Below are 18,866 nucleotides of genomic sequence, written 5' to 3'. Positions count from 1 at the left end.
CCTCCGAGAGCGATAGAGCAGATGTTTGATGTGCAGGCTGGTGTGTCCGGCACAGTCGTCGTCGCGGGTAACAACTGCGGGTCAAACAACCTTGGTTAGCACTCTACCCATTCGAGTGCCAGCGCTCAACGTCAGCTTTAGTTAAGCACCGGCCTCCCGGCTCAACGGCCGCGCCACTGCTACAGATTCGGCAGGTTACGAGCTGCGTTGCGCCACAGCTCCGCGTCAACTGGGTTGTCGTCCAGGTAGTTCTTCGCAGCCTGAATGCCGGATTCAATGTCCTGCTTGTCGTCTTCATCAATCGACTGGCCATTGACACCCAGGAAAATCACTGGGCCGTACTTCGCGGCGGTTGGGTTGGTCAGGAAGGAGGAGTCACCCAGCTTGCGCTCTTCGCGACCCAGGGTGGACACCGGGTTTGGTTCGACCTCTTCATCGCGGAATGCGCGGCTGAAAATCATCACCATTGGGTCCAGGTTTGGTCGGGAGAACACGACGTGGGCGCGTTCAATTTCTTCCACCTCTGCACCAATCAGGGCAGCTGCTTCAGCGTCGGTGTTGAATTCCACGATTTCAGTGGAAAAGTCAGGGCGAACCAAATATCCGGTGGTCATATTTTCGCAACTTTCTGTGTACAGAAACTAACCGTTAAGAATCAGCAACCAGTTTGCCACGCCAGCCCGTCTCTCGCTCAGTAAGCAACCGCTTATTCAGCTCAATGTCACTCACTGAGCGGGCATTCCACGGACATTCCCGGATTCGTGACCGTCCCCAAACTGGAGGCAGATCGCCCCGCCGCAAGCAAATGTGCTGCCAGCGCCGCGATCATCACACCATTGTCGGTGCACAACTTAAACGGCGGGATATGAAGCGCAATCCCCGCTGCTGCACAACGCTCCGCCGCCAACTCCCGCAGCCGCGAATTCGCCGCGACGCCACCACCGAGCAACAACGTGTCTGCACCTTCATCAACACAAGCCCGCACCGCCTTCACCGTCAGCACGTCACAGACGGCTTCCTGGAACGACGCACACAAGTCCCGAATGTCCACGCTGCGCCCATCCCGCTCCGCGTTTTCCACATACCGTGACACAGCAGTTTTCAGCCCAGAGAAGGAAAAGTCATAGCGCGAATCTTGCGGACGCATCATGCCTCGTGGAAACGCAATCGCCTTCGGGTTGCCTTCCCACGCCAGCCGGTCAATCACTGGCCCGCCCGGGTAGCCGAGCCCCAGCATCCGGGATACCTTGTCGTACGCCTCCCCCGCTGCGTCATCAAGCGTCGACCCCAACTCCTGCATAGGCTGACCAATCCCACGCACCCGCAACAACTGGGTATGCCCACCGGAAACCAGCAGTGCAACCGCGTTATTCATCGCATTGGCATCAGCGACCAACGCATCCACCGCGACATGCCCACCGAGGTGATTGACGCCATAAAACGGCACATCCCACGCCGCGGCATACGCCTTGGCCCCCGAAGCACCGACCAGCAGCGCACCGGCCAGGCCGGGACCTACCGCAGCCGCCACAACATCAGGCTTGGTGACGTTTGCCTCCACCAACGCAGCCCGAACTACCGGGACGAGTTGCTCCAGGTGCGCCCGTGATGCAATTTCTGGGACCACCCCACCAAACCGAGCATGCTCCTGCATGGACGATGCCACCACGTCGGCGCGCACCTGCAACGTCGGGGTCATGGTCGGATCCGCAGGATCAAAAGTGACATCAATAATACCGGCCGCAGTTTCATCGCAGGTGGACTCAATGCCCAGCACAGTCACAGTTTTCTGGCTCATCAGTTCTCTCCCACATTGCTTGTCGCGTGGCCAGCCGGAACCTCAGCGGCCGGGCGAATCATTGTCAGCGCGTCGGCTCCGGACGGTCGGTAATAGTTCCGCCGAATGCCAATCCGTTCAAAACCTAAGTCCTCGTAGAGCGCAATCGCTGGCACATTATCGGTGCGTACCTCCAAATGCACTGGCCCGCCAGCTGCATCAGCGACCGCCAGCAGCTGGTGCATCAGTTTCCGACCAAGGCCCTGCCGTTGCTGCCGCGGCGACACTCCCACCGTGTGCACCTCAAAACCAGGGTCATCAGCGGGCCCGAAGCGCCCCACTCCGGCGAATCCCGCAAGCTCCCCGTCGATGAGAATGCCGAAATACTGATTGAATCGACCCGCGAGTTCCTCCCGGAATGCCGCTGCCGACCACGGCCCATCGTCGGCGAAGAGCTCCGCTTCGATGCGGGCGCAAGCATCAGCGTAACTCGTATCTAGCTCAATGACCTGCATCTATGCCTCCGGCTGCTCCGGCTGCTCCGGCACCGCGGAACCAGGCAGGCCAGTGATGGCACGGGATGGCTCTACTGGTTTTGGCTCCTTGGCGTCTGGTCGACGCAAATACATCGGCACCAATGGTTCCGGTTCGGTACCAAACAGCGGCTGCGCCACCCGCACCAAATCCACCGGCAATGGGGACGGCGCTGCGTCCAGCGGCGGCACCGCGAACATGCCGCAGTGCTCAGGTGAGCCCGCCACTGCCTCCGGCTGCCACATCCGGGTCTCCAACTCTGCGGCCACATCGGCCGGCTTATTCACCGCTGGGCCAAAAATCCGCTGACCCGTTTCGTTGTACACCGCCCAATACACTTCTCGGCGCCGCGCGTCAGTGACCACCAGTCGGCTGCCCACTCCATAGCCAATCGCATCGAGGGAGCACACGCCGTAGCACGGGATGTGCAGCGCATCGGCGAAGGCTGCAGCAGTCACCATTCCGACGCGCAGCCCCGTGAACGGTCCCGGCCCACAGCCCACCACGACGGCATCAAGGTCGGCGGGGGTGGCCTCAGCTTCCGCCAAGCATTCAGTGATGCTTGGGGTGAGAACCTCATTATGCGCCCGGGAATCCTCCGTCAGCCGCTGCGGACCAGCATTAACTGCGTCCTCAGTGACGGTCACCAGACCGGCGGTGACAAAAGGGGTCGACGTGTCGACGGCAAGAACCAACATAGTTTTACTGTACGCAGAAGCCACCACCGTGACCTAGTTGCGGTTCTTGTTGCAGCGCTAGTTGCGGCGCCAGGCAACCCGCCGGGAATCATCTTGCGCGCTGCGGTCAATTTCCACCAACAAATAATTGTCGGACAGCTGCTCGACTAGCCCGGCGCCCCATTCGGCGACGACAACACAGTCCATCAGGTCGGTATCGAGGTCCAGCGCATCCAGCTGATCCAGCGCCGATGCGCCCGCCGATGCACCCGTCGTAGCCCCAGTTGCAGCCTCCGCACCAGAATCCGGGCCTTCTTCACCGAAGAGTCGGTAGGCGTCCACATGCACCAATGACGGCGCTGCGGCACCTGCATCAGCGCCAGCTTCTGGGTGGTGGACCCGCGCAATGGTAAACGTCGGCGACGTCACCCGCCCCTGCACCTGCATTCCCGCAGCGATACCCTGCGTCAGCGTCGTTTTTCCGGCACCAAGCGGTCCATCAAGCACCACCAAGTCGCCCGCCTGCAGCGCCGAGCCCAGCCATGCACCGAATTCACGCATATCGTCCGCGGTCGGCAGCACCACCTCACCGTGCGCAGGGAATTCCCGATTGGCGAAGCGATTCTTATGCCGTCGCTCCACCCGGCCGCGCAGCATCGTCAGCACTTCGTAGTGAATCGTATCGATAGCCTCCGCTACCTGCGTTGCGGTCCATTCACCATGCGAGCCGTCACCAATCAGCCAGGCGCGTTGCCCCGGCGTCACCGTAGAATCCGGCCCTAAATCGATGACGAATTGGTCCATGCACACTCGCCCCACCTGCGGATACCGCACGCCGTCAATAGCGACTTCAAAGCGTCCAGACAGCGCCCGCGGCATCCCGTCGGCATACCCAAACGGTACCACCGCCACCGTCGTATCCCGCGGCGCAGTCCAGGTGTGCGAGTAGGACACCGACTGCCCCGCTTTGAGCTTTTTGACGATCAGAATCTTCGCGGACAGCGACAAGACCGGCTGGAGACCAAAACTCTGGCCGGGCACCGGTTCCATACCGTAGAACGCAACGCCTGGGCGGACCATGTCAAAGTTCAGGTCAGGCCGCGTCAAGGTGGCTGGAGAGTTCGATAGATGACGGGTCAGTCCAGTCAGCCCCGCGGATTCTAGGTCGGCGATGGCAGCGCGGAACTCGTCCGCTTGTGCATCATTGGCGGGGTTTTCTACGTCATCTGCGCAGGCTAAGTGGGAGAACCCTCCGGTGACGTTTACCGCGCCAGACTGGTGTGCTGTGGCCAGTTCAGTAACGTACTCCTGCCAGTCTGGACCGGTAACCCGAACCCCCGAGCGGTTCAGACCAGTATCAACGACGGCGGTGACTTGCGGCGCAGCGCCAAGAATCGATGCGGCGCCGCTGTCGATAATTGCTTGCAGGTGCGCCCGAGAGGACACACCTAGCTGCACCCCAGCGGCTAATGCTGGCATGAAGTCTTCTTCCGGACTCCAAATCCAGCACAAAATGGGAGCGGAAATACCAGCGGCAATTAATTCCTGCGCCTCGGTAAGCGTCGCAACGCCCAATTCGTCTGCGCCGGAAGCCAACACGGTCTGGGCGACTTCCACCGCGCCGTGCCCATATGCATTCGCTTTGACGACCGCCATCAACTTGCCGCCGCCCGCAGCCGCTTTCAAAATGCGGGTGTTATGCGCCAGTGCGCTGTGATCAATTTCGGCGACAAGTAGGTCAGTCATGCGTTACATTGTGCCACCCTGTTTTCCGCAGATGGCGGTTGCGCGGCCAATAGCGTCCGCAATCTGCAACGCGGAAGCTGGGGCGTACCCATCCGGAGTACGAGCTGCCACTTCTGCAGCCCGCGCATGAATAGCGGCAGCAGTCGTGACCGCTGGCGCGCCATCTCGAGCCAGCCACGCGCCCAACAAACCAGACAGCACGTCGCCGCTGCCTGGGGTCGCGGCCCAGGAGGTGCCCGCATTAATGATGGTGATGTAACGGTTGATCTGAATGCCCTGCACCTCCGGGTGCGGATTGGCAATCACGGTGGCGCGGCCCTTCAACAGCACAATCGACTGCAATGCCACCGCCATCGCTGCAGCTCCGGCAACCGGACCGTCTGCTGGGTCGGGAATTTCGGTGAGCCCCATGCCTTTTGCTAGGCGGCGGAATTCGCCGGCGTGCGGTGTGAGCACCGAAATGCGGCCCTGCTGGCCACGGGAAATCAGCTGTTCGCGCAAGTCTTCGCGCTCCGACAGAATTGTCAATGCGTCCGCGTCAATGAGCAGTGGTTCTGGGCGGCCGAGCAGCCACTCCAGTTCGCGGACAGCTGCGGCGTCAGTGCCGCGCCCCGGGCCGACAACCCAGCCCTGCACTCGGCCAGCGTCCTCCACCGTCAGGTGGGCAACCACCTCTGGCAGTGCCCGCACCACGTCATGGCCGCTGGTGCCGATATACCGAACCATGGCGCTGGTGCCGCGCACCGCACCCGAAGTGCACAAAATTCCTGCGCCCAAATACTTATCGGAACCAGCACAAATACCGACAACCCCGCCGGAATACTTATCGTCCAAAGGTCGCGGCTCTAGCCACGTCACTGACGCTGCAATCGGATCCCATTCCAGCGACTTCGGCTGCGTTAGCAGAGTACGACCATCCACTTTCTTCGCCATTGACCAGTCATAGCCATTGTCAGCTGGCACAACCTGCAAACCACTGACACGCCACGCTTCAGAATCCAAACCAGAGTCGGTACCTTGATCGTCAAAAAGCGCTCGGAACAGTTGGGTGGACAACAACCCGGAATCGGCATCCAAAGCGCTACCGCGGCGGGCATCGTCGCCCAAACCGATCTCGGCAACCACTACTTCACCGCAAGACGCCGACAGCAAATGGGCACGGCGCAAACCGCCGAAGGTGACGGTGACGGTGGCATCAACGTGGCCCGGCAGGCGGATCAAGCTGCGGTCCGGCAACAGTTCATCGTCGTATTCCTTCTGCGGGGAATAGCCGCGCGACTCAACGCCGGTGTCTGGGTCGACACCGGAAGGCACATCAATCGACAGAATTGGGATGCCTGACAGTAGCGTCTCCCGGACCAACCAAGCGGCGTCCTCGCGCAGCGCACCCTTGCTACCCAAGCCCACAATGCCGTCAATAACCAGGCGGTAGTACCAGGAAATGCGGAAGAGCAGCTCCGGCACATCAGCGGTGAGGATGCGGCCGCCAGCTTCAATGAATGCGTCCAGCGCCAGCTCGTGGACCTGCCCGGACAGCAGCACCGCGTCGACAGCCATCCCTGCGTCGCACAGCTCCGCGCCGGCGTAAAGGGCGTCGCCACCATTGCCACCGTTGCCGACCAACAGCAACACGCGGGTACGTTCTGGTTCGGCGGCTGGCTTCTGCAGCATCACTTTCGCTGCTTCTGCTACCGCATGGGCAGCCTCCTGCATCAATGCATCTTCGTAGGCTTCCGCATCCAGCAATGCCTGCTCTGCCTTGCGCACTTGGTCAGCTGTAAAAAGGAACATGCCACCAGGCTAATCAAAAGCGTGGTGGCATGTCGGAGGCGATAAACCCGCCCAGCGGTCAAAGCAGTGGTGAACTACTCCACCGTCACGGACTTAGCCAAGTTACGTGGCTTATCAATGTCATCATTGCCGCACTCGCGCGCAATATCCGCCGCCAGGAACTGCAGCGGCACCGTCGACAGCAACGGCTGCAGCAGCGTTGGGGCTTCCGGAATCTCAATCAGGTAGTTGGCGAATGGCTTCACCGTTTCATCGCCCTTTTCCGCAATGACAATGGTCTTCGCGCCGCGGGCCCGAATCTCCTGAATATTCGAGACAATCTTAGAGTGCAGCACCGCACGACCACGCGGCGATGGCACCACCACCACAACTGGCAGGTCATCTTCAATCAGCGCAATTGGGCCGTGCTTCAGCTCACCTGCTGGGAAACCTTCAGCGTGAATGTACGCCAGTTCCTTCAGCTTCAGGGCACCTTCCATCGCCACTGGGAAACCCACGTGGCGACCCAGGAAGAGCATGGTGCTAATCGCGCCGAGTTCCTCAGAAATCTTCTTCACCTGGTCGCGGGTCTTCAGCACCTCGGCAACCTTCGCTGGCATTTCTTCCAGCGCCTCGTATTCACGAGTGACTTCATCTGGGTACTTGGTGCCGCGGGCCTGCGCCAGCGCCAAGCCCACCAGGTAGTTCGCAATAATCTGCGCCAGGAAGGACTTGGTTGCAGCCACACCGATTTCCGGACCAGCGTGGGTGTACAGCACTGCGTCAGCTTCGCGTGGAATCTGAGCACCGTTGGTGTTACACACGGCCAGAACTCGCGCGCCTTGGCTCTTGGCGTGGCGCACTGCCTCTAGGGTGTCCGCGGTTTCACCGGACTGGGAAATCGCCACCACCAGCGTCTGGCGGTCGAGAACTGGGTCGCGGTAGCGGAATTCGGAGGCCACCTCAATTTCCACTGGGATTCGCACCCAGTGCTCAATGGCGTACTTGGCCAGCAGACCAGAGTGGTAGGCGGTGCCGCAGGCAACCACGAACACTTTCTCCACGTCGCGCAGGTCGCTGTCAGACAGGCGCTGCTCGTCAAGGACGATGCGACCGTCTTCCATGTGACCAGCCAGAGTCGAGGTGATGGCTTCTGGCTGCTCGAAAATCTCCTTCATCATGAAGGAGTCGAAGCCGCCCTTTTCTGCAGCAGCGAGGTCCCAGTCGATGGTAAATGGGCGGCCTTCTGCTTCGCTGCCGTCGAAGTTCAGCACTCGGTAGTCATCGGCAGTGATGACCACAACGTTGTCTTGGCCCAATTCCACAGCATCGCGGGTGTGCGCGATGAACGCGGCAACGTCGGAACCAAGGAACATTTCGCCTTCGCCGACACCAACAATCAGTGGCGTGGAGCGGCGTGCTGCCACAACTTTCTCTGGGTGTTCCGCGCAGGCGAACAGCAGCGTGAAAGCACCTTCCAGGCGGTTCAGCACCTTCAGGCAGGACGCTTCGAAGTCATCTGCGGTGTCGCCTTCGCGGTAGGCCAGTGCCACCAAGTGGGCGGCAACTTCAGTGTCGGTTTCCGACTGCAGTTCAATGCCAGCTGCTTCGAGTTCTTCACGCAGTGGGGCAAAGTTTTCAATGATGCCGTTGTGCACCACAGCGAACTTGCCGTCGAAGGACGCATGCGGGTGGGCATTGACATCATTTGGGCGACCGTGGGTAGCCCAGCGGGTGTGCCCAATGCTGGTCGTTCCTACCATCTGGTCGCGGCCGCGTGCTTCGAGCGCTGCTTCCAGGTTGGCTAGTTTGCCGGCTTTCTTTTCAACGGCAATGCTGCCGTGTTCATTAACTACGGCAATGCCCGATGAGTCGTAGCCGCGATACTCCATGCGTCGGAGCGCATCGAGTCCGATTTCGAGCGCTGGCTTATGACCGACGTAACCTACGATTCCACACATAGGGGAAACAATAGCGGTCATTGATTCGTGAAACACACTGAGGCGGTCTCGACTAAGGTCGGGGGTGTGGCTCCAAAAATGAAATCGCAATTTCCAACACTGGCCAAGCGCGGCCCGCACCACGTTCTTACTGGCGATCTTGCTTTCGCTGGGCTACCGGGTCGGGTGTACGCCCCAGAAGAAGGTTCGGGACTGCCGGCCATTGCTTTTGGCCATGACTGGCGCACCCCTGTTGCGCAGTACCATGCGACTTTGCGCCACCTCGCTTCGTGGGGATTCGTGGTTGCAGCCCCAGATACGGAGCTCGGTGCGATGCCGAACCACCGCGGGTTTGCCAATGACTTGGAGTCGACGCTGCAGATCCTGGCAGGTGTGAAACTCGGCACCGGAAACATCACCGTGAATCCGAAGAAATTGCTGCTTGCTGGCCACGGCATGGGCGCAGGTTGCGCAGTGCTTGCTGCCGCCGGCCGCGACCACATCCGCGGCGTTGCTGCCCTCTACCCTGCTGTAACCTCACCGTCGTCCTATGACGCCGCCAAAAACGTTGAAGTGCCGGGGTTGGTGGTTGCGGCAGGCGAAGACGAAATCTTCGACCGTGGTAACCCGCCACGCTTAGCGACGAATTGGGCCGGCGATGTCGTGTACCGCAAAGTCAAAGATGCCGGGCAGCATGACTTCTCGGAATCACCGATGTGGCGCAGGCTGCTTGGCTTCTCCTCCAGCAATGTGAAAACGCAGGAGCAAACTCGGGCACTGCTAGCTGGTTGGGCGAAGTCTGTTACTGGCGATAAAGACTATGCAGACTTCGCTGAATGGGATGCCAAGGCCAAGGGCGTGGAGAGCCTGTCCTTGGAAGAAGTTCGTGAGCTTTTGCCGGAGAACAAGAAGACCGGTTTCGGTGCCTTTCCGGGTTAATCGGACGCTCGAGGCTGGCCCAATTCGTCAAAAAGCTCAGGTACGCCACCAAACGTAAAAGGCTCCGACCGTATGGTCAGAGCCTTCGAACCTGCTATGCCTATTTAATAGGAGCCTTTTGCTGAGCTTTAGACGTCCAAGGAGTCGGCATTGGCGTCGGTGACGCCTTCTTCGATGTCTGCGTAGCCGTCGTAGTCGGTGTCCTGCATGTGGGTGTCCAGGTAGCCGTCGCCATCGGTGTCGAGGAATACTTCATCGACCTGGCCGTCGTTGTTGTTGTCGATGCCGACGTAGTTGGCCTTGCCGTCGCCGTCGGTATCGTATGCCACCTGGTCAACGTTGCCGTCGTAGTTGGAGTCGACCAACTCCAGGTCGATGTTGCCGTCATTGTTGGTGTCTGCGGAGACCAAGTCGACCTTGCCGTCGTTGTTGGTGTCGAACACTGCGGTGTCCAGGTCGCCGTCGCCATCGGTGTCGAAAGCGTAGCCTTCCTGGCCGTCCTCACCGGTGACCGGCTGGCCCTGGGACTCGTCCAAGACGCTCAGGTCAATCTCGCCTGCTGGAGTGGCTGAGGTGCCGCCGCCTGGCTGGGTTTCAGCAACCTTCGCGCCGTCTTCTTCTGGGGCTTCAGCCTTAGGTGCGTCGGCCTTAGGCGCTTCTGCCTTCGGAGCGTTGACATCGTCCACGCTGCCTGCAGAGTTAGTGGTGGTGGAGGAGTCAATCACGCCATCGCCGTCGTGGTCATAGTGGGTGGTGTCCATCTTGCCGTCGCCGTCGGTGTCCACCTTGACCCAGTCGGTCTTACCGTCGTGGTCGTGGTCGGTGTATTCGGTGTCGACGACACCGTCGTTGTTGGTGTCGACCGAAGTCTTTTCTACCTTGCCGTCGTGGTCATAGTCGGAGTAGGTGGTTTCCGCGTAGTTGTCGCCGTCGGTGTCTACGTTGGCGGAGTCAATCTTGCCGTCGCGGTTGGTGTCGCGGTAGGTGGAGTCCATGACGCCATCTGCGTTGTTGTCGACGTGAATGGTGTCGACCTTGCCGTCATTGTTGCTGTCGATGTGGGTTTCGTTCGCGATGCCGTCACCGTCGGTGTCGACGTGAATGGTGTCGACCTTGCCGTCGCCGTCGGAGTCGCCGCCGCCGACAATCACGCCGGTGTTTGGAGCGGTGGTTGCGCCGGTGGTGGATTCGGAAGCTGGAGCGGTGGTTTCTGGGGTGGTGGATTCTGGGGTCTGGTTTTCGGAGGACATAGTGAGGTTCCTTTCAATGTTTCCGCTCGGCGTGGTGTTTGCTAACCGGTTCCTTGTTGCTTTCAGTGATGGGATGCGCTTTTGGGTCCAAATGTTCCCGTGGTATTCAAGAAACTATCGCGATTAGCCCAACCTTGCAGGTCAAGCGGCTAAAACTTTTCTGCAAATAGCTCGATAAACCCCGGATATCCAGCTTGTTCATGACAAAAAATCTCATTCAGGGTTAGCATCACCGTTAACATCGCATTTGTTCGTTCTCCGCTCTGCCCCTGCCCCGCCCCCTTCGAGTTCTAGGAAGGCCTCACAATCGTGGCTTCAGCCCCTCCAACAAAGCGCACCGCCGCTCAAACACTGGAACGTGCCACCACGATTCTTGATAAGTACGGCTTGCCGAACCATGCAGAACGCGCTCGGCGAACCTTCCGCGATACCTCAACCATGCGTACCGTCGTCATTCTCGGCGAGGTTAAACGTGGTAAGAGTTCGCTGGTCAACGCCCTTGTCGGCACGCGGAGTCTGCTGCCCGTCGACGTTGACATCTGCACCTCCGTCCCAATCCACATCAGTGCAGCCACGCAGAAGAACCAGCTTGGCACCATCGACCTGAACTACTCGGGTTTGCTGCGCCAAGTTCCGCATGCCGAGCTCGCAGATTGGGGCACTCTGTCCGGCCGGTACGTCACAGACCCAAGGATTGACGAGCTTCCTTCGACCATCCAGGTATACGCGCCGGATAATCCACTACGTCGGCTGGTTCTCGTCGATACGCCCGGAGCTGGTGGACTGGACGCCGACGCGGTGAAGACTGCCTTGACCGCCGCCCAGGGTGCTGGTGTTTTGCTGATGGTGTGCGATGCCACGACGCCAATCACTGCGCCGGAGATGGACATTCTCAAGCAGGCGCTGGAAGTTGTGGGATCCGTGGTCGTGGCCGTGACGAAAACGGATAAGAACCTGCGCCGGTGGCGACGGATTGTCGAAGATGACCGCCGCCTGCTGAAAAAGCACACCGGGCGTGACATTCCGGTGATTGGGGTGTCGTCGCTGCGTGCCGTCGATGCTGCCGAAATGATTGACGAAGAGCGCCGCGCCCGAGTGGAACAGTCCTCCGGCATTGCCGAGTTGCGGGAACACCTGATTGCGCAAATCAGCCGCGCCGACCTGCTCGCCCAGTCTGCAGGATTGGCGTTGGCGAAATCTGGGCTGTCGCAAGTGCAGGACAAAATTGCGATGGAACTGGCCACCATCGAAAAGCCAGTTGAGGTGCTGGAAGAACTGGAAGCGCAGCGCCAAGAACTCAAGGACCTGCGCGAACACGGCCAAGAATGGGAGCAGTACCTGCAGCGCAATATCGCCCAGGCGCGGCACTCCATTCTGGCGGAGATGGACGACGAGCTTGAGCGCCTCCGCGAGTACTGGACAAACTTGTTTAACCATCAGGGAATGAAGGTGCTGCGGTCAAAGCCGCAGGTGTTCACCTCGCAGATTGAGGCAGCGCTGGGCGACACGATGCAGCGGTCGGTCAGCCACGTGGTGCGTTCCCTGCAGCGTGAAGTCGACCGGCTGTTCGGCGACCAAATGGTGTGGCAAGACATTGCACAATTCGCCTTCCAAACATTGGCCCCACCGGAGCTGACCAGCAAAGAGGTGCGTTCTAAGAAGGAAAACTTGGTTGACCCTTCCCTGGTGACAATGGGTCTGGCCGGTGGTGGCATGCTCGCCGGTGTGATGGGTGTAGCGGCTGCTGCGGTGATGCCGGTGGCGATTATTGGTGGCGCGTGGATGGGCATCAATATGGCCTACCGCGCTATGCGCAACGGTAAGCAGTACTTGGTGCAGTGGCTGCGCGAAACGATTTCGCAGGCCCGCATGAACGTCAACCGCACTATCGACGCGCTGATTAACACCATCCGCCCGGAGATTATTGTCCGCTACCGCGCTCATATCCGCAGTCAGTCTGACCTAGTCAAGGAGCAGATTGATGCGGCTACCCGCTCTGCGCGACAGGATGAAGCGCAGCGGCAAAAGACGGTGGAGCGCCTGTCGAAGAACCAGGCCGTGATTAATGGCACGGTCAATGAGATTTTGGCGCATGTCAATCGGATTGATGCTGCCGCCCGCTTGCCGTTGCCGCAGCCTGGGCAGCAGCCGGCGGTCAGTGCGGCGGGCGCGACCAGTGCCGCCGCGAGTGCTGGTGTGGCCGCGAGCGCTGGTGTCGGTGCTAGGAAGGATAGCTAGTGAACCCGGGGACGAATCCGCAGGTCGATCCGATTACCGCGACGATTGATGAGGCGTTGCGCGCGTTGGCGAGCCATGGCGGTGATTTGTTGGATGAAGCGAACCGGTTGGGCACCATTTTGTGGTCACCACCGCGGGTGGTTATCGCAGGTCGGTTGAAGGCCGGCAAGTCCACGTTGGTCAATGCCCTTGTTGGGCAGCGGATTGCGGCGACGGCGGCTGGCGAGTGCACCAATGCAGTTTCCGTTTTCCACAATGGGCAGCCGGCCCGCGCCGAAGTCGTGGGGCTGGATGGTCAGCGTCACCGGCAGCCGTTGGAGCATGGTGTGCTGATGGAGTTGGGTCGCCCCGTCAACGAGGTGGCATATGTGGACCGCTTCCTGCCGTCCGCTGCGATTCAGAACATTACGTTGATTGATACCCCCGGCATTGCGACGTTGACCGTGGAGAATCAGCAGGCCACTCAACGTGCGCTTATTGACGGATACGATCAGACCCGCAATGCTTCCGTCGACGCGGACGCCGCGATTTTCCTATTCGATTCCTCCCCTCGCACCGATGAGCGGGACTTTATTGCGCAGCTCGGTTTCACGCCGCTCAACACCATCGGGGTGCTTGCTCGCGCCGATGGTTTTGGTGAAGGCGCGCTCGGTGCCCGTGATCCGCTGGAGCATGCTCAGGCCTATAGCCGAGTGTTGGAGGGGCGAATTGCGAGCCTGACGAAGCATGTCTTTCCACTGTCTGGCCTTTTGGCGGAATCTGCGCGCACCGGTCAAGTGACAGAGCACTTGGCTCGGCTAGTCAGTGGTTTATCGTCGCTGCCGCGCGAAGATTTGATTGAAGAGCTAGAGAACGATACGCCGCGGCATATGACGGTGGAGGCGCGTGACTTAGCGCTCGATCTGCTTGGCGAATACGGTGTTTTGCATGGCGCCGGGGTGGCTGCGCAAGGCGCGGTGGCACTTAATGATTGGTTGCAGCGCTGCTCGGGGATTCAGCATTTGGAGAACGCCATTTATGGCCAGTTGCTGCGGTTTGCGACGTACCAACGTGCGAACCGGATGCTCCGCGAGCTGGATACTTTGGCGTATAACCATCCGTCCTTCAACCAGATCCGGCATATTCGCGATACGTTGGCGGCTCAACCAGCAATGGCGCAGGTGTTGTTGTTCAACTCGTATCGTGGCGTGCTGCAAAACTCGTCGAAGTCGCGGTTGATTCCGGTGTTGGAGTCCATGCTGATGGGATCAACGCCACAGGAGTGGTTGGGGCTGGCTCCGGATGCCACGATTACGACCACGCTGGAGCGCGGGAAGTATTTGCTTGGGGAGCTGCAGCAGCTGGGTTTGGTGAATTTGTCGGCTGCCGAGGATGACGCCCGAATGCACCTTATTTTCACTATCCAGACGATTATGCGCAGCTTGCAGCACTGACGCTACGCTCACCCCGGTTTCCTGATTTTTGTTTACTCACCCGAACTATCTCGGCCTGAAGCGTTACTATTGCGCGGAACTGTTTTAAAAAGCCACGGCCGGTTCCGTCGAAAAGCCTGCCACCGCGTGAATGAGAAAGGGCTACTGTGAGTAACTCTTGGCGTCTAGCCATTGATTTCGGTACGTCGAACTCGGCTGCCGCCCAGCAGATCGGTGGAAGGGAGCCACAAACCCTTCCGCTGACTCACCAGGGCAACCTGATGCCATCGGCAGTGTTCTTCACCGAGACTGAGGCATTCGCCGGCCACGCAGCAATTAACCACGCAAGCTCCCGCCCCGACGCCTACCTGGCTACGCCGAAGCGTGCGATCGACCATCCATCCATTCGTTTGGGTGGCAAGGATATTCCAACCGCAACGGTATTTGCGGCAGTGATCCGCCAGATCGTCGAAAAGGCGAAAGCTCAGCACAATGGCACCGAGCCGGATGCTGTGGTGGTTACCCACCCAGAGGCGTGGTCTTCTGCTGCGCTGAAAACGTTGATTGAGGCGGCCCGTCAGTCGGGAATTGCTATTGACAAATTGTCGCTGATTTCCGAACCACGTGCTGCGGCGTACCACTACTCCACCAAGAACAATCTGAAGGCCGGCGAGAAGGTCGCCGTTTTTGACTTCGGTGGTGGCACCTTGGACGTGGCTGTGTTGTCGCCATCCGGTGACGGCACCCTGCAGGTGGTGGCAGCGCGCGGCGATAATTCGCTGGGTGGGCGCAATATCGACTCCATTATTAAGCAATGGGTCATGGACCAGCTGGATGAGAACAACACCCCCTTCCACGACTTCTTGTTGTCGCCGGAAGCTGGCGCTGCGCTGCATGACCTGGATTTGGCGGTTCGCTCGGCCAAGGAAGTGCTCTCGGATGCACCGAGCGCTTCGATTTCTATTTCCGGTGGCGGCCATTCTGAAAGCTTGCTGCTGACACGCCAGGAATTTGAGCGTCTGATTTCCGCTGATATTTCCCGAGCAATGGATCTGACCCGCGCCACCCTGCTCGATGCTGGTCTGCGGCCGGACCAAACCACTTTGGTGTACCTCACCGGTGGTTCCGCACGCATTCCATACATCCAGGATCAGTTGGGCAACTTGGCGCATGTTGCGACTCTCGATGACCCAAAAACTGTGGTGTGCCGTGGCGCGTTAATGGGGCCAACCCGCCCAGCGTCCGCGATTTTGGACGGCAACTTGTCGCAGTATATCAATCCAGGTGACAAGCAGGCCGATTCCTTCCGCGGCGAAGGTGGCGCAGGTGCAGCCGGTTTTGTTGCCGGCGCCGCCGCTGGTGCCGGCATGGCAGGTGCCGCAGCCGGAGCCTACGGTCCCGGTATGGGTGGGGGCTTTGCGACGCAACCAAACACTGGAACAGCGCCAATGGCGGCCGCAGGTATGGGCAATCCCGCGCCACACACGCCGCCAGGTGGGTTTAACACCAACCCTGGCGCGAACCAGTACCCAAATAGCGACCAGCGTGCAGCTGCTTATTCAATGCCTGGCAACCATAACGCGCCACATGTGCCGAGTTCGCATTCGAACACGGGCGGCAATGGTGGCGGTTTGAGCACCGGTGCGAAGGCTGCACTAGCTGTTAGTGTGGTGGCAGCGCTGGCTGCCGGTGGTTTCGGTATTAGCAAGATGGTCGGCGGCGGGGACTCCGGCGAGCCGAGTACATCGGCGAGTTCTTCAGCAGAACCAGGCACTGATTCTGGTTCCTCAGAAAACTCTGCTGCCCCGCAGGATGGCGGTTCGGACAATGAGGCAGCCGCGGGTTCGTCCCCATTGCCGGATGAGGATCTGAAGTTGCCGCGCGGTGACAAACTGCCTGCTGACGTGGCAAAACTATTGCCTGCTGCGTTCGCGAACACGGTGGACTGCTTCAGCGAGGATGGGCGTAGCAAGTTCTTCCCGAAGGACTTCAAAGAAAAGTCAGTCGATGTGAAGTCCAGCTACCTCTGCAACATGGAAAACGAGAGCCTGAGCAACCACTTCAAGGTTCACAAGCCAATGCTGTACATCTACCACGATAAGAAAGTGGTGGAAGCTGCGCTGAAAGACTTGGACAAGAAGGACTCGTTGGACAAGCACACTTTCAATGAAATTCCGAGCACCAACAATGTGGTCGCTTGGAGCTACACCTACGAGTACACCAACAATAAAGTCAACGAAGTTGAGCTGTTTGTTGCCAATAAAGAAAAGGACATTCTGATTACCTTCTCGCGCGAGTTCTTGGACGACCAGGATGAAAACGCGAAGGCTTTCGCCGCGAATTCGGGGCTGACCACCAAGAACTGGGGTTAGCCAGCTACATCTAGCGGTTTATCCCGGCTGCACCGAGAAGCTCGACTAATTGTTTTCGAGCTCGGTTCAGCCGGGATTTGACCGTTTGCACAGGAATCTGCTGATGGGCAGCAATCTCTGCGTATGTGAGGCCACCATATTCACGAAGGACGATGGCTTCGCGGAAATCATCCGGTAGCTGTGCCAGAGCAGTCCGCACAATCGATACATCGGTGATTTGTTCGTCAATACGCGGCGCGGTAGACACTTCATCTGATGCGGCTTCCGAATCTGGTTCTTCGCGACGTTTGCGAATAATCATCAGCGCAGCATTAGAAGCAATCCGGTGCATCCAGGTGGAGAACCTCGCTTCAGCGCGGAATTTATGCAGGTTCTGCCAGATCGCAGTCAGCGCGTTTTGCATCGCGTCTTCTGCGTCTTGGTGGTGGCCAGTAGTTTGCAAACAGACAGCCCACAAGTGATTGCGATGCGCAGTCATCAAGGTGCCAAAAGCGCGGGTATCGCCGCCCTGGGCACGCGTAATGAGTTCGAGTTCGCGTTCACGGTCGAGTGTCTGAGTTGCCACGATGCCCCTTTACAGCCCGAAGTCCGAAGAATCGTCGAAGCCAAGGTCGACATCCGAATCATCGTCGAGGAAGTTGTCGAACTCGTCGTCTCCGAAATCGTCCGGCGCTGCCGAATCTTCCAGATCATCGTCGACATTGATTAGGTCGTCATCAGGGGCGACATCATCGGTATCAACTGGGTCGTCCAGCTCAAGGTCATCGTCAACAAGCTGAATTTCGTCTATGTCGTCATCAGACTCGGGGACGGCCTCCGGCACATCGAGCCCTTCCACTGGTGGGGTGTTCGGGTGGGTGGCTGTGGCGAGCATTGCCTCGAAGCTGGCGCCGTCGTATTCAATGGGTTCGATATCTGCGAGGCCCAGGTCAGAGTAATCTTCGGCACTCATTGGGTTCCCCTCTCGAACCAGGTCGTGTGAAGCATCGGACTGTGTTCCTTCCGTAGGTAAGCATCTCAACGGTTTGATGCGCCTTCGCCCGGAAATGTTCCCAGTGTATCGCGGCGCACCCGAAGCTGCTGGATTTGTCGCGGTCTCGTGGTGCGAGGGCGAATGTGGTTCGGCGCGGCCGGGGAGCGCGCGGCCGGGGTGCGGGCGGTGGAGGCTGCTGCCGACGAATGCGAAGGGGCACTTTGTCGCGCAGCCTGCTGGTGCTCCTGCGCCTGCTTCATTAACGTCGCGGCACGGTCAGCCAGCGAGTCCCGCTGCTGACGGCAATAGGCATCAAAGTGGCCAACAATTGCGTCATAGTTTGTGGTCACCAGGCACCAGCTTCCGGAGCAGTGACCCCAATTGGATGCTCAGAGGTCTTGCCTGTCGGAGGAATCGGGGTTGGGTCATTCTTCGGATTGGCAGGCTCCACCGGCTGGGGCGCAGGTTCTGGGGCCGGAGCAGGCGCTGGTGGTGCAGGCTTTGGTGGCGGCTCGGCGGCCACTGGATCCGGTTTCGGTGCAGGCTCTGGTGTCGGCTTCGGCGCTGGTTCAGGTGCCGGTTCAGGTGATGGTTCAGGTTTCGCATCGACCGGGCTACATTCCGGCTGCGCTGGACAATCCGGCAACTCAATCGGTGGAAGATTCGCCGACAAGAACTGCTCCACCAGCTTGGACACCTCAGTCGCGATATTCAGCCCTAGCTGCAACAGGCTGCCCGAAGGCGGGCATGACGATGCAGGTGCCGATGCCGGTGGGCACGGGTCAGGTGGGCATGGAGCCGAAGCGGCCGGCTGCGGCGGACAAGGTTCCGGCGTGTTGACGGGAGTAGTGGTACTTGCTGGGACACATTCTGCCGGCGGAGGTGTTGGGGCCGGTGTAGGAGTCGGTTGCGTCGGTGGGCATGGCTCCGGCCCAAGATTCAGTGAAGGACTCGTCGGAGTCTGAGGCGGCGTCTGTGGTGTTGGCGCGGGTGACGGTTTTGGAGGCGGCACCTCCCCCGCTGGTGTTGTTGGTGCTGGCACAGGACCAGGCTGCTGGCCACTGCCACCGCTGTTGCCTCCACCACTACTGCTCTCCACGCAAATCGGCGGTTGCTGGGGTGTTTCCTGACACTTCTCCGGTACCGGTTCAGACGGCACCTCGCATTCAGCTACCTTGTCTAGGTCCTCGCTAATGCCTTGAAAACACTCCTCGATGCCCTCATTCCGCCCCTTGATC

Annotated in this window: 16 protein-coding genes; 5 read left to right on the top strand and 11 right to left on the bottom strand. The window is 59.6% G+C overall.

Going from position 1 to position 18,866, the window contains the following annotated elements:
• Positions 1–179: 179 nt before the first annotated feature.
• From A3EC_RS0101345 to glmS, 7 genes are all read right to left on the bottom strand, one after another.
• Positions 180–614 (bottom strand): hypothetical protein, encoded by a 435-nt coding sequence (locus A3EC_RS0101345; RefSeq protein ID WP_018023359.1) that lies wholly within the window; start codon positions 612–614, stop codon positions 180–182.
• 107 nt (positions 615–721) lie between these two features.
• Positions 722–1,783 (bottom strand): tRNA (adenosine(37)-N6)-threonylcarbamoyltransferase complex transferase subunit TsaD, encoded by a 1,062-nt coding sequence (tsaD, locus tag A3EC_RS0101340; RefSeq protein WP_026162064.1) that lies wholly within the window; start codon positions 1,781–1,783, stop codon positions 722–724.
• 14 nt (positions 1,784–1,797) lie between these two features.
• Entirely contained in the window at positions 1,798–2,292 is a 495-nt protein-coding gene (rimI, locus tag A3EC_RS0101335; RefSeq protein ID WP_018023357.1) for a ribosomal protein S18-alanine N-acetyltransferase, read from the bottom strand.
• Complete coding sequence (tsaB, locus tag A3EC_RS10905; protein WP_018023356.1) at positions 2,293–3,009, bottom strand: tRNA (adenosine(37)-N6)-threonylcarbamoyltransferase complex dimerization subunit type 1 TsaB; 717 nt, start codon at positions 3,007–3,009, stop codon at positions 2,293–2,295.
• Positions 3,010–3,066: 57 nt separating this feature from the next.
• Complete coding sequence (locus A3EC_RS0101325) at positions 3,067–4,734, bottom strand: bifunctional alanine racemase/tRNA (adenosine(37)-N6)-threonylcarbamoyltransferase complex ATPase subunit type 1 TsaE (protein ID WP_018023355.1); 1,668 nt, start codon at positions 4,732–4,734, stop codon at positions 3,067–3,069.
• Between the two features lie 3 nt (positions 4,735–4,737).
• A complete protein-coding gene (locus tag A3EC_RS0101320; RefSeq protein WP_018023354.1) occupies positions 4,738–6,525 on the bottom strand; it encodes a bifunctional ADP-dependent NAD(P)H-hydrate dehydratase/NAD(P)H-hydrate epimerase in 1,788 nt (595 codons plus the stop codon).
• A 74-nt stretch (positions 6,526–6,599) separates the two neighbouring features.
• On the bottom strand, positions 6,600–8,465 hold the full coding sequence (gene glmS / locus A3EC_RS0101315; protein WP_026162063.1) for a glutamine--fructose-6-phosphate transaminase (isomerizing): 1,866 nt from the start codon (positions 8,463–8,465) through the stop codon (positions 6,600–6,602).
• Between the two features lie 78 nt (positions 8,466–8,543).
• Between glmS and A3EC_RS0101310 the strand changes: the two genes are divergently transcribed.
• Complete coding sequence (locus A3EC_RS0101310) at positions 8,544–9,383, top strand: dienelactone hydrolase family protein (protein WP_018023352.1); 840 nt, start codon at positions 8,544–8,546, stop codon at positions 9,381–9,383.
• A gap of 128 nt (positions 9,384–9,511) precedes the next feature.
• Here the strand turns inward: A3EC_RS0101310 and A3EC_RS10900 are convergent, their stop codons facing one another.
• A complete protein-coding gene (locus A3EC_RS10900) occupies positions 9,512–10,633 on the bottom strand; it encodes a hypothetical protein (protein ID WP_018023351.1) in 1,122 nt (373 codons plus the stop codon).
• 309 nt (positions 10,634–10,942) lie between these two features.
• Between A3EC_RS10900 and A3EC_RS10895 the strand changes: the two genes are divergently transcribed.
• The 3 genes from A3EC_RS10895 to A3EC_RS12290 all read left to right on the top strand — a co-directional run bounded on the left by A3EC_RS10895 (position 10,943) and on the right by A3EC_RS12290 (position 16,655).
• Positions 10,943–12,871 carry a dynamin family protein gene (locus A3EC_RS10895; RefSeq protein ID WP_018023350.1) on the top strand — a complete coding sequence of 643 codons (1,929 nt, stop codon included), beginning with the start codon at positions 10,943–10,945 and terminating at the stop codon, positions 12,869–12,871.
• The gene (locus tag A3EC_RS0101295; protein WP_018023349.1) at positions 12,871–14,304 is read left to right on the top strand and encodes a dynamin family protein; all 1,434 of its coding nucleotides are present in this window, start codon (positions 12,871–12,873) and stop codon (positions 14,302–14,304) included. The genes A3EC_RS10895 and A3EC_RS0101295 overlap by 1 nt, the downstream gene beginning before the upstream one ends.
• Before the next feature lie 146 nt (positions 14,305–14,450).
• Positions 14,451–16,655: an Hsp70 family protein gene (locus tag A3EC_RS12290; RefSeq protein WP_018023348.1), complete on the top strand. Its 2,205-nt coding sequence runs from the start codon at positions 14,451–14,453 to the stop codon at positions 16,653–16,655.
• 10 nt (positions 16,656–16,665) lie between these two features.
• Here the strand turns inward: A3EC_RS12290 and A3EC_RS0101285 are convergent, their stop codons facing one another.
• From A3EC_RS0101285 to A3EC_RS0101275, 3 genes are all read right to left on the bottom strand, one after another.
• Complete coding sequence (locus tag A3EC_RS0101285) at positions 16,666–17,220, bottom strand: RNA polymerase sigma factor (protein WP_018023347.1); 555 nt, start codon at positions 17,218–17,220, stop codon at positions 16,666–16,668.
• A 9-nt stretch (positions 17,221–17,229) separates the two neighbouring features.
• Positions 17,230–17,607: a hypothetical protein gene (locus A3EC_RS12285; RefSeq protein WP_018023346.1), complete on the bottom strand. Its 378-nt coding sequence runs from the start codon at positions 17,605–17,607 to the stop codon at positions 17,230–17,232.
• Positions 17,608–17,672: 65 nt separating this feature from the next.
• Complete coding sequence (locus tag A3EC_RS0101275; RefSeq protein ID WP_018023345.1) at positions 17,673–17,978, bottom strand: hypothetical protein; 306 nt, start codon at positions 17,976–17,978, stop codon at positions 17,673–17,675.
• A 70-nt stretch (positions 17,979–18,048) separates the two neighbouring features.
• Between A3EC_RS0101275 and A3EC_RS12845 the strand changes: the two genes are divergently transcribed.
• On the top strand, positions 18,049–18,468 hold the full coding sequence (locus tag A3EC_RS12845; protein ID WP_156812793.1) for a hypothetical protein: 420 nt from the start codon (positions 18,049–18,051) through the stop codon (positions 18,466–18,468).
• Positions 18,469–18,866: the final 398 nt, after the last annotated feature.

This window comes from Corynebacterium ulceribovis DSM 45146 (assembly GCF_000372445.1).
Taxonomy (GTDB): domain Bacteria; phylum Actinomycetota; class Actinomycetes; order Mycobacteriales; family Mycobacteriaceae; genus Corynebacterium; species Corynebacterium ulceribovis.
Note: the sequence above shows the minus strand (reverse complement) of the source record. Positions and strands in the feature narration are given on the sequence as shown.

Bases quoted from the DNA above. Each gene is read 5' to 3' on its own strand.
- A3EC_RS0101345 (WP_018023359.1), bottom strand. From the start codon at position 614: ATGACCACCGGATATTTGGTTCGCCCTGACTTTTCCACTGAAATCGTG.
- rimI (WP_018023357.1), bottom strand. From the start codon at position 2,292: ATGCAGGTCATTGAGCTAGATACGAGTTACGCTGATGCTTGCGCCCGC.
- tsaB (WP_018023356.1), bottom strand. From the start codon at position 3,009: ATGTTGGTTCTTGCCGTCGACACGTCGACCCCTTTTGTCACCGCCGGT.
- A3EC_RS0101325 (WP_018023355.1), bottom strand. From the start codon at position 4,734: ATGACTGACCTACTTGTCGCCGAAATTGATCACAGCGCACTGGCGCAT.
- A3EC_RS0101320 (WP_018023354.1), bottom strand. From the start codon at position 6,525: ATGTTCCTTTTTACAGCTGACCAAGTGCGCAAGGCAGAGCAGGCATTG.
- glmS (WP_026162063.1), bottom strand. From the start codon at position 8,465: ATGTGTGGAATCGTAGGTTACGTCGGTCATAAGCCAGCGCTCGAAATC.
- A3EC_RS0101310 (WP_018023352.1), top strand. From the start codon at position 8,544: ATGAAATCGCAATTTCCAACACTGGCCAAGCGCGGCCCGCACCACGTT.
- A3EC_RS10900 (WP_018023351.1), bottom strand. From the start codon at position 10,633: ATGTCCTCCGAAAACCAGACCCCAGAATCCACCACCCCAGAAACCACC.
- A3EC_RS12285 (WP_018023346.1), bottom strand. From the start codon at position 17,607: ATGAGTGCCGAAGATTACTCTGACCTGGGCCTCGCAGATATCGAACCC.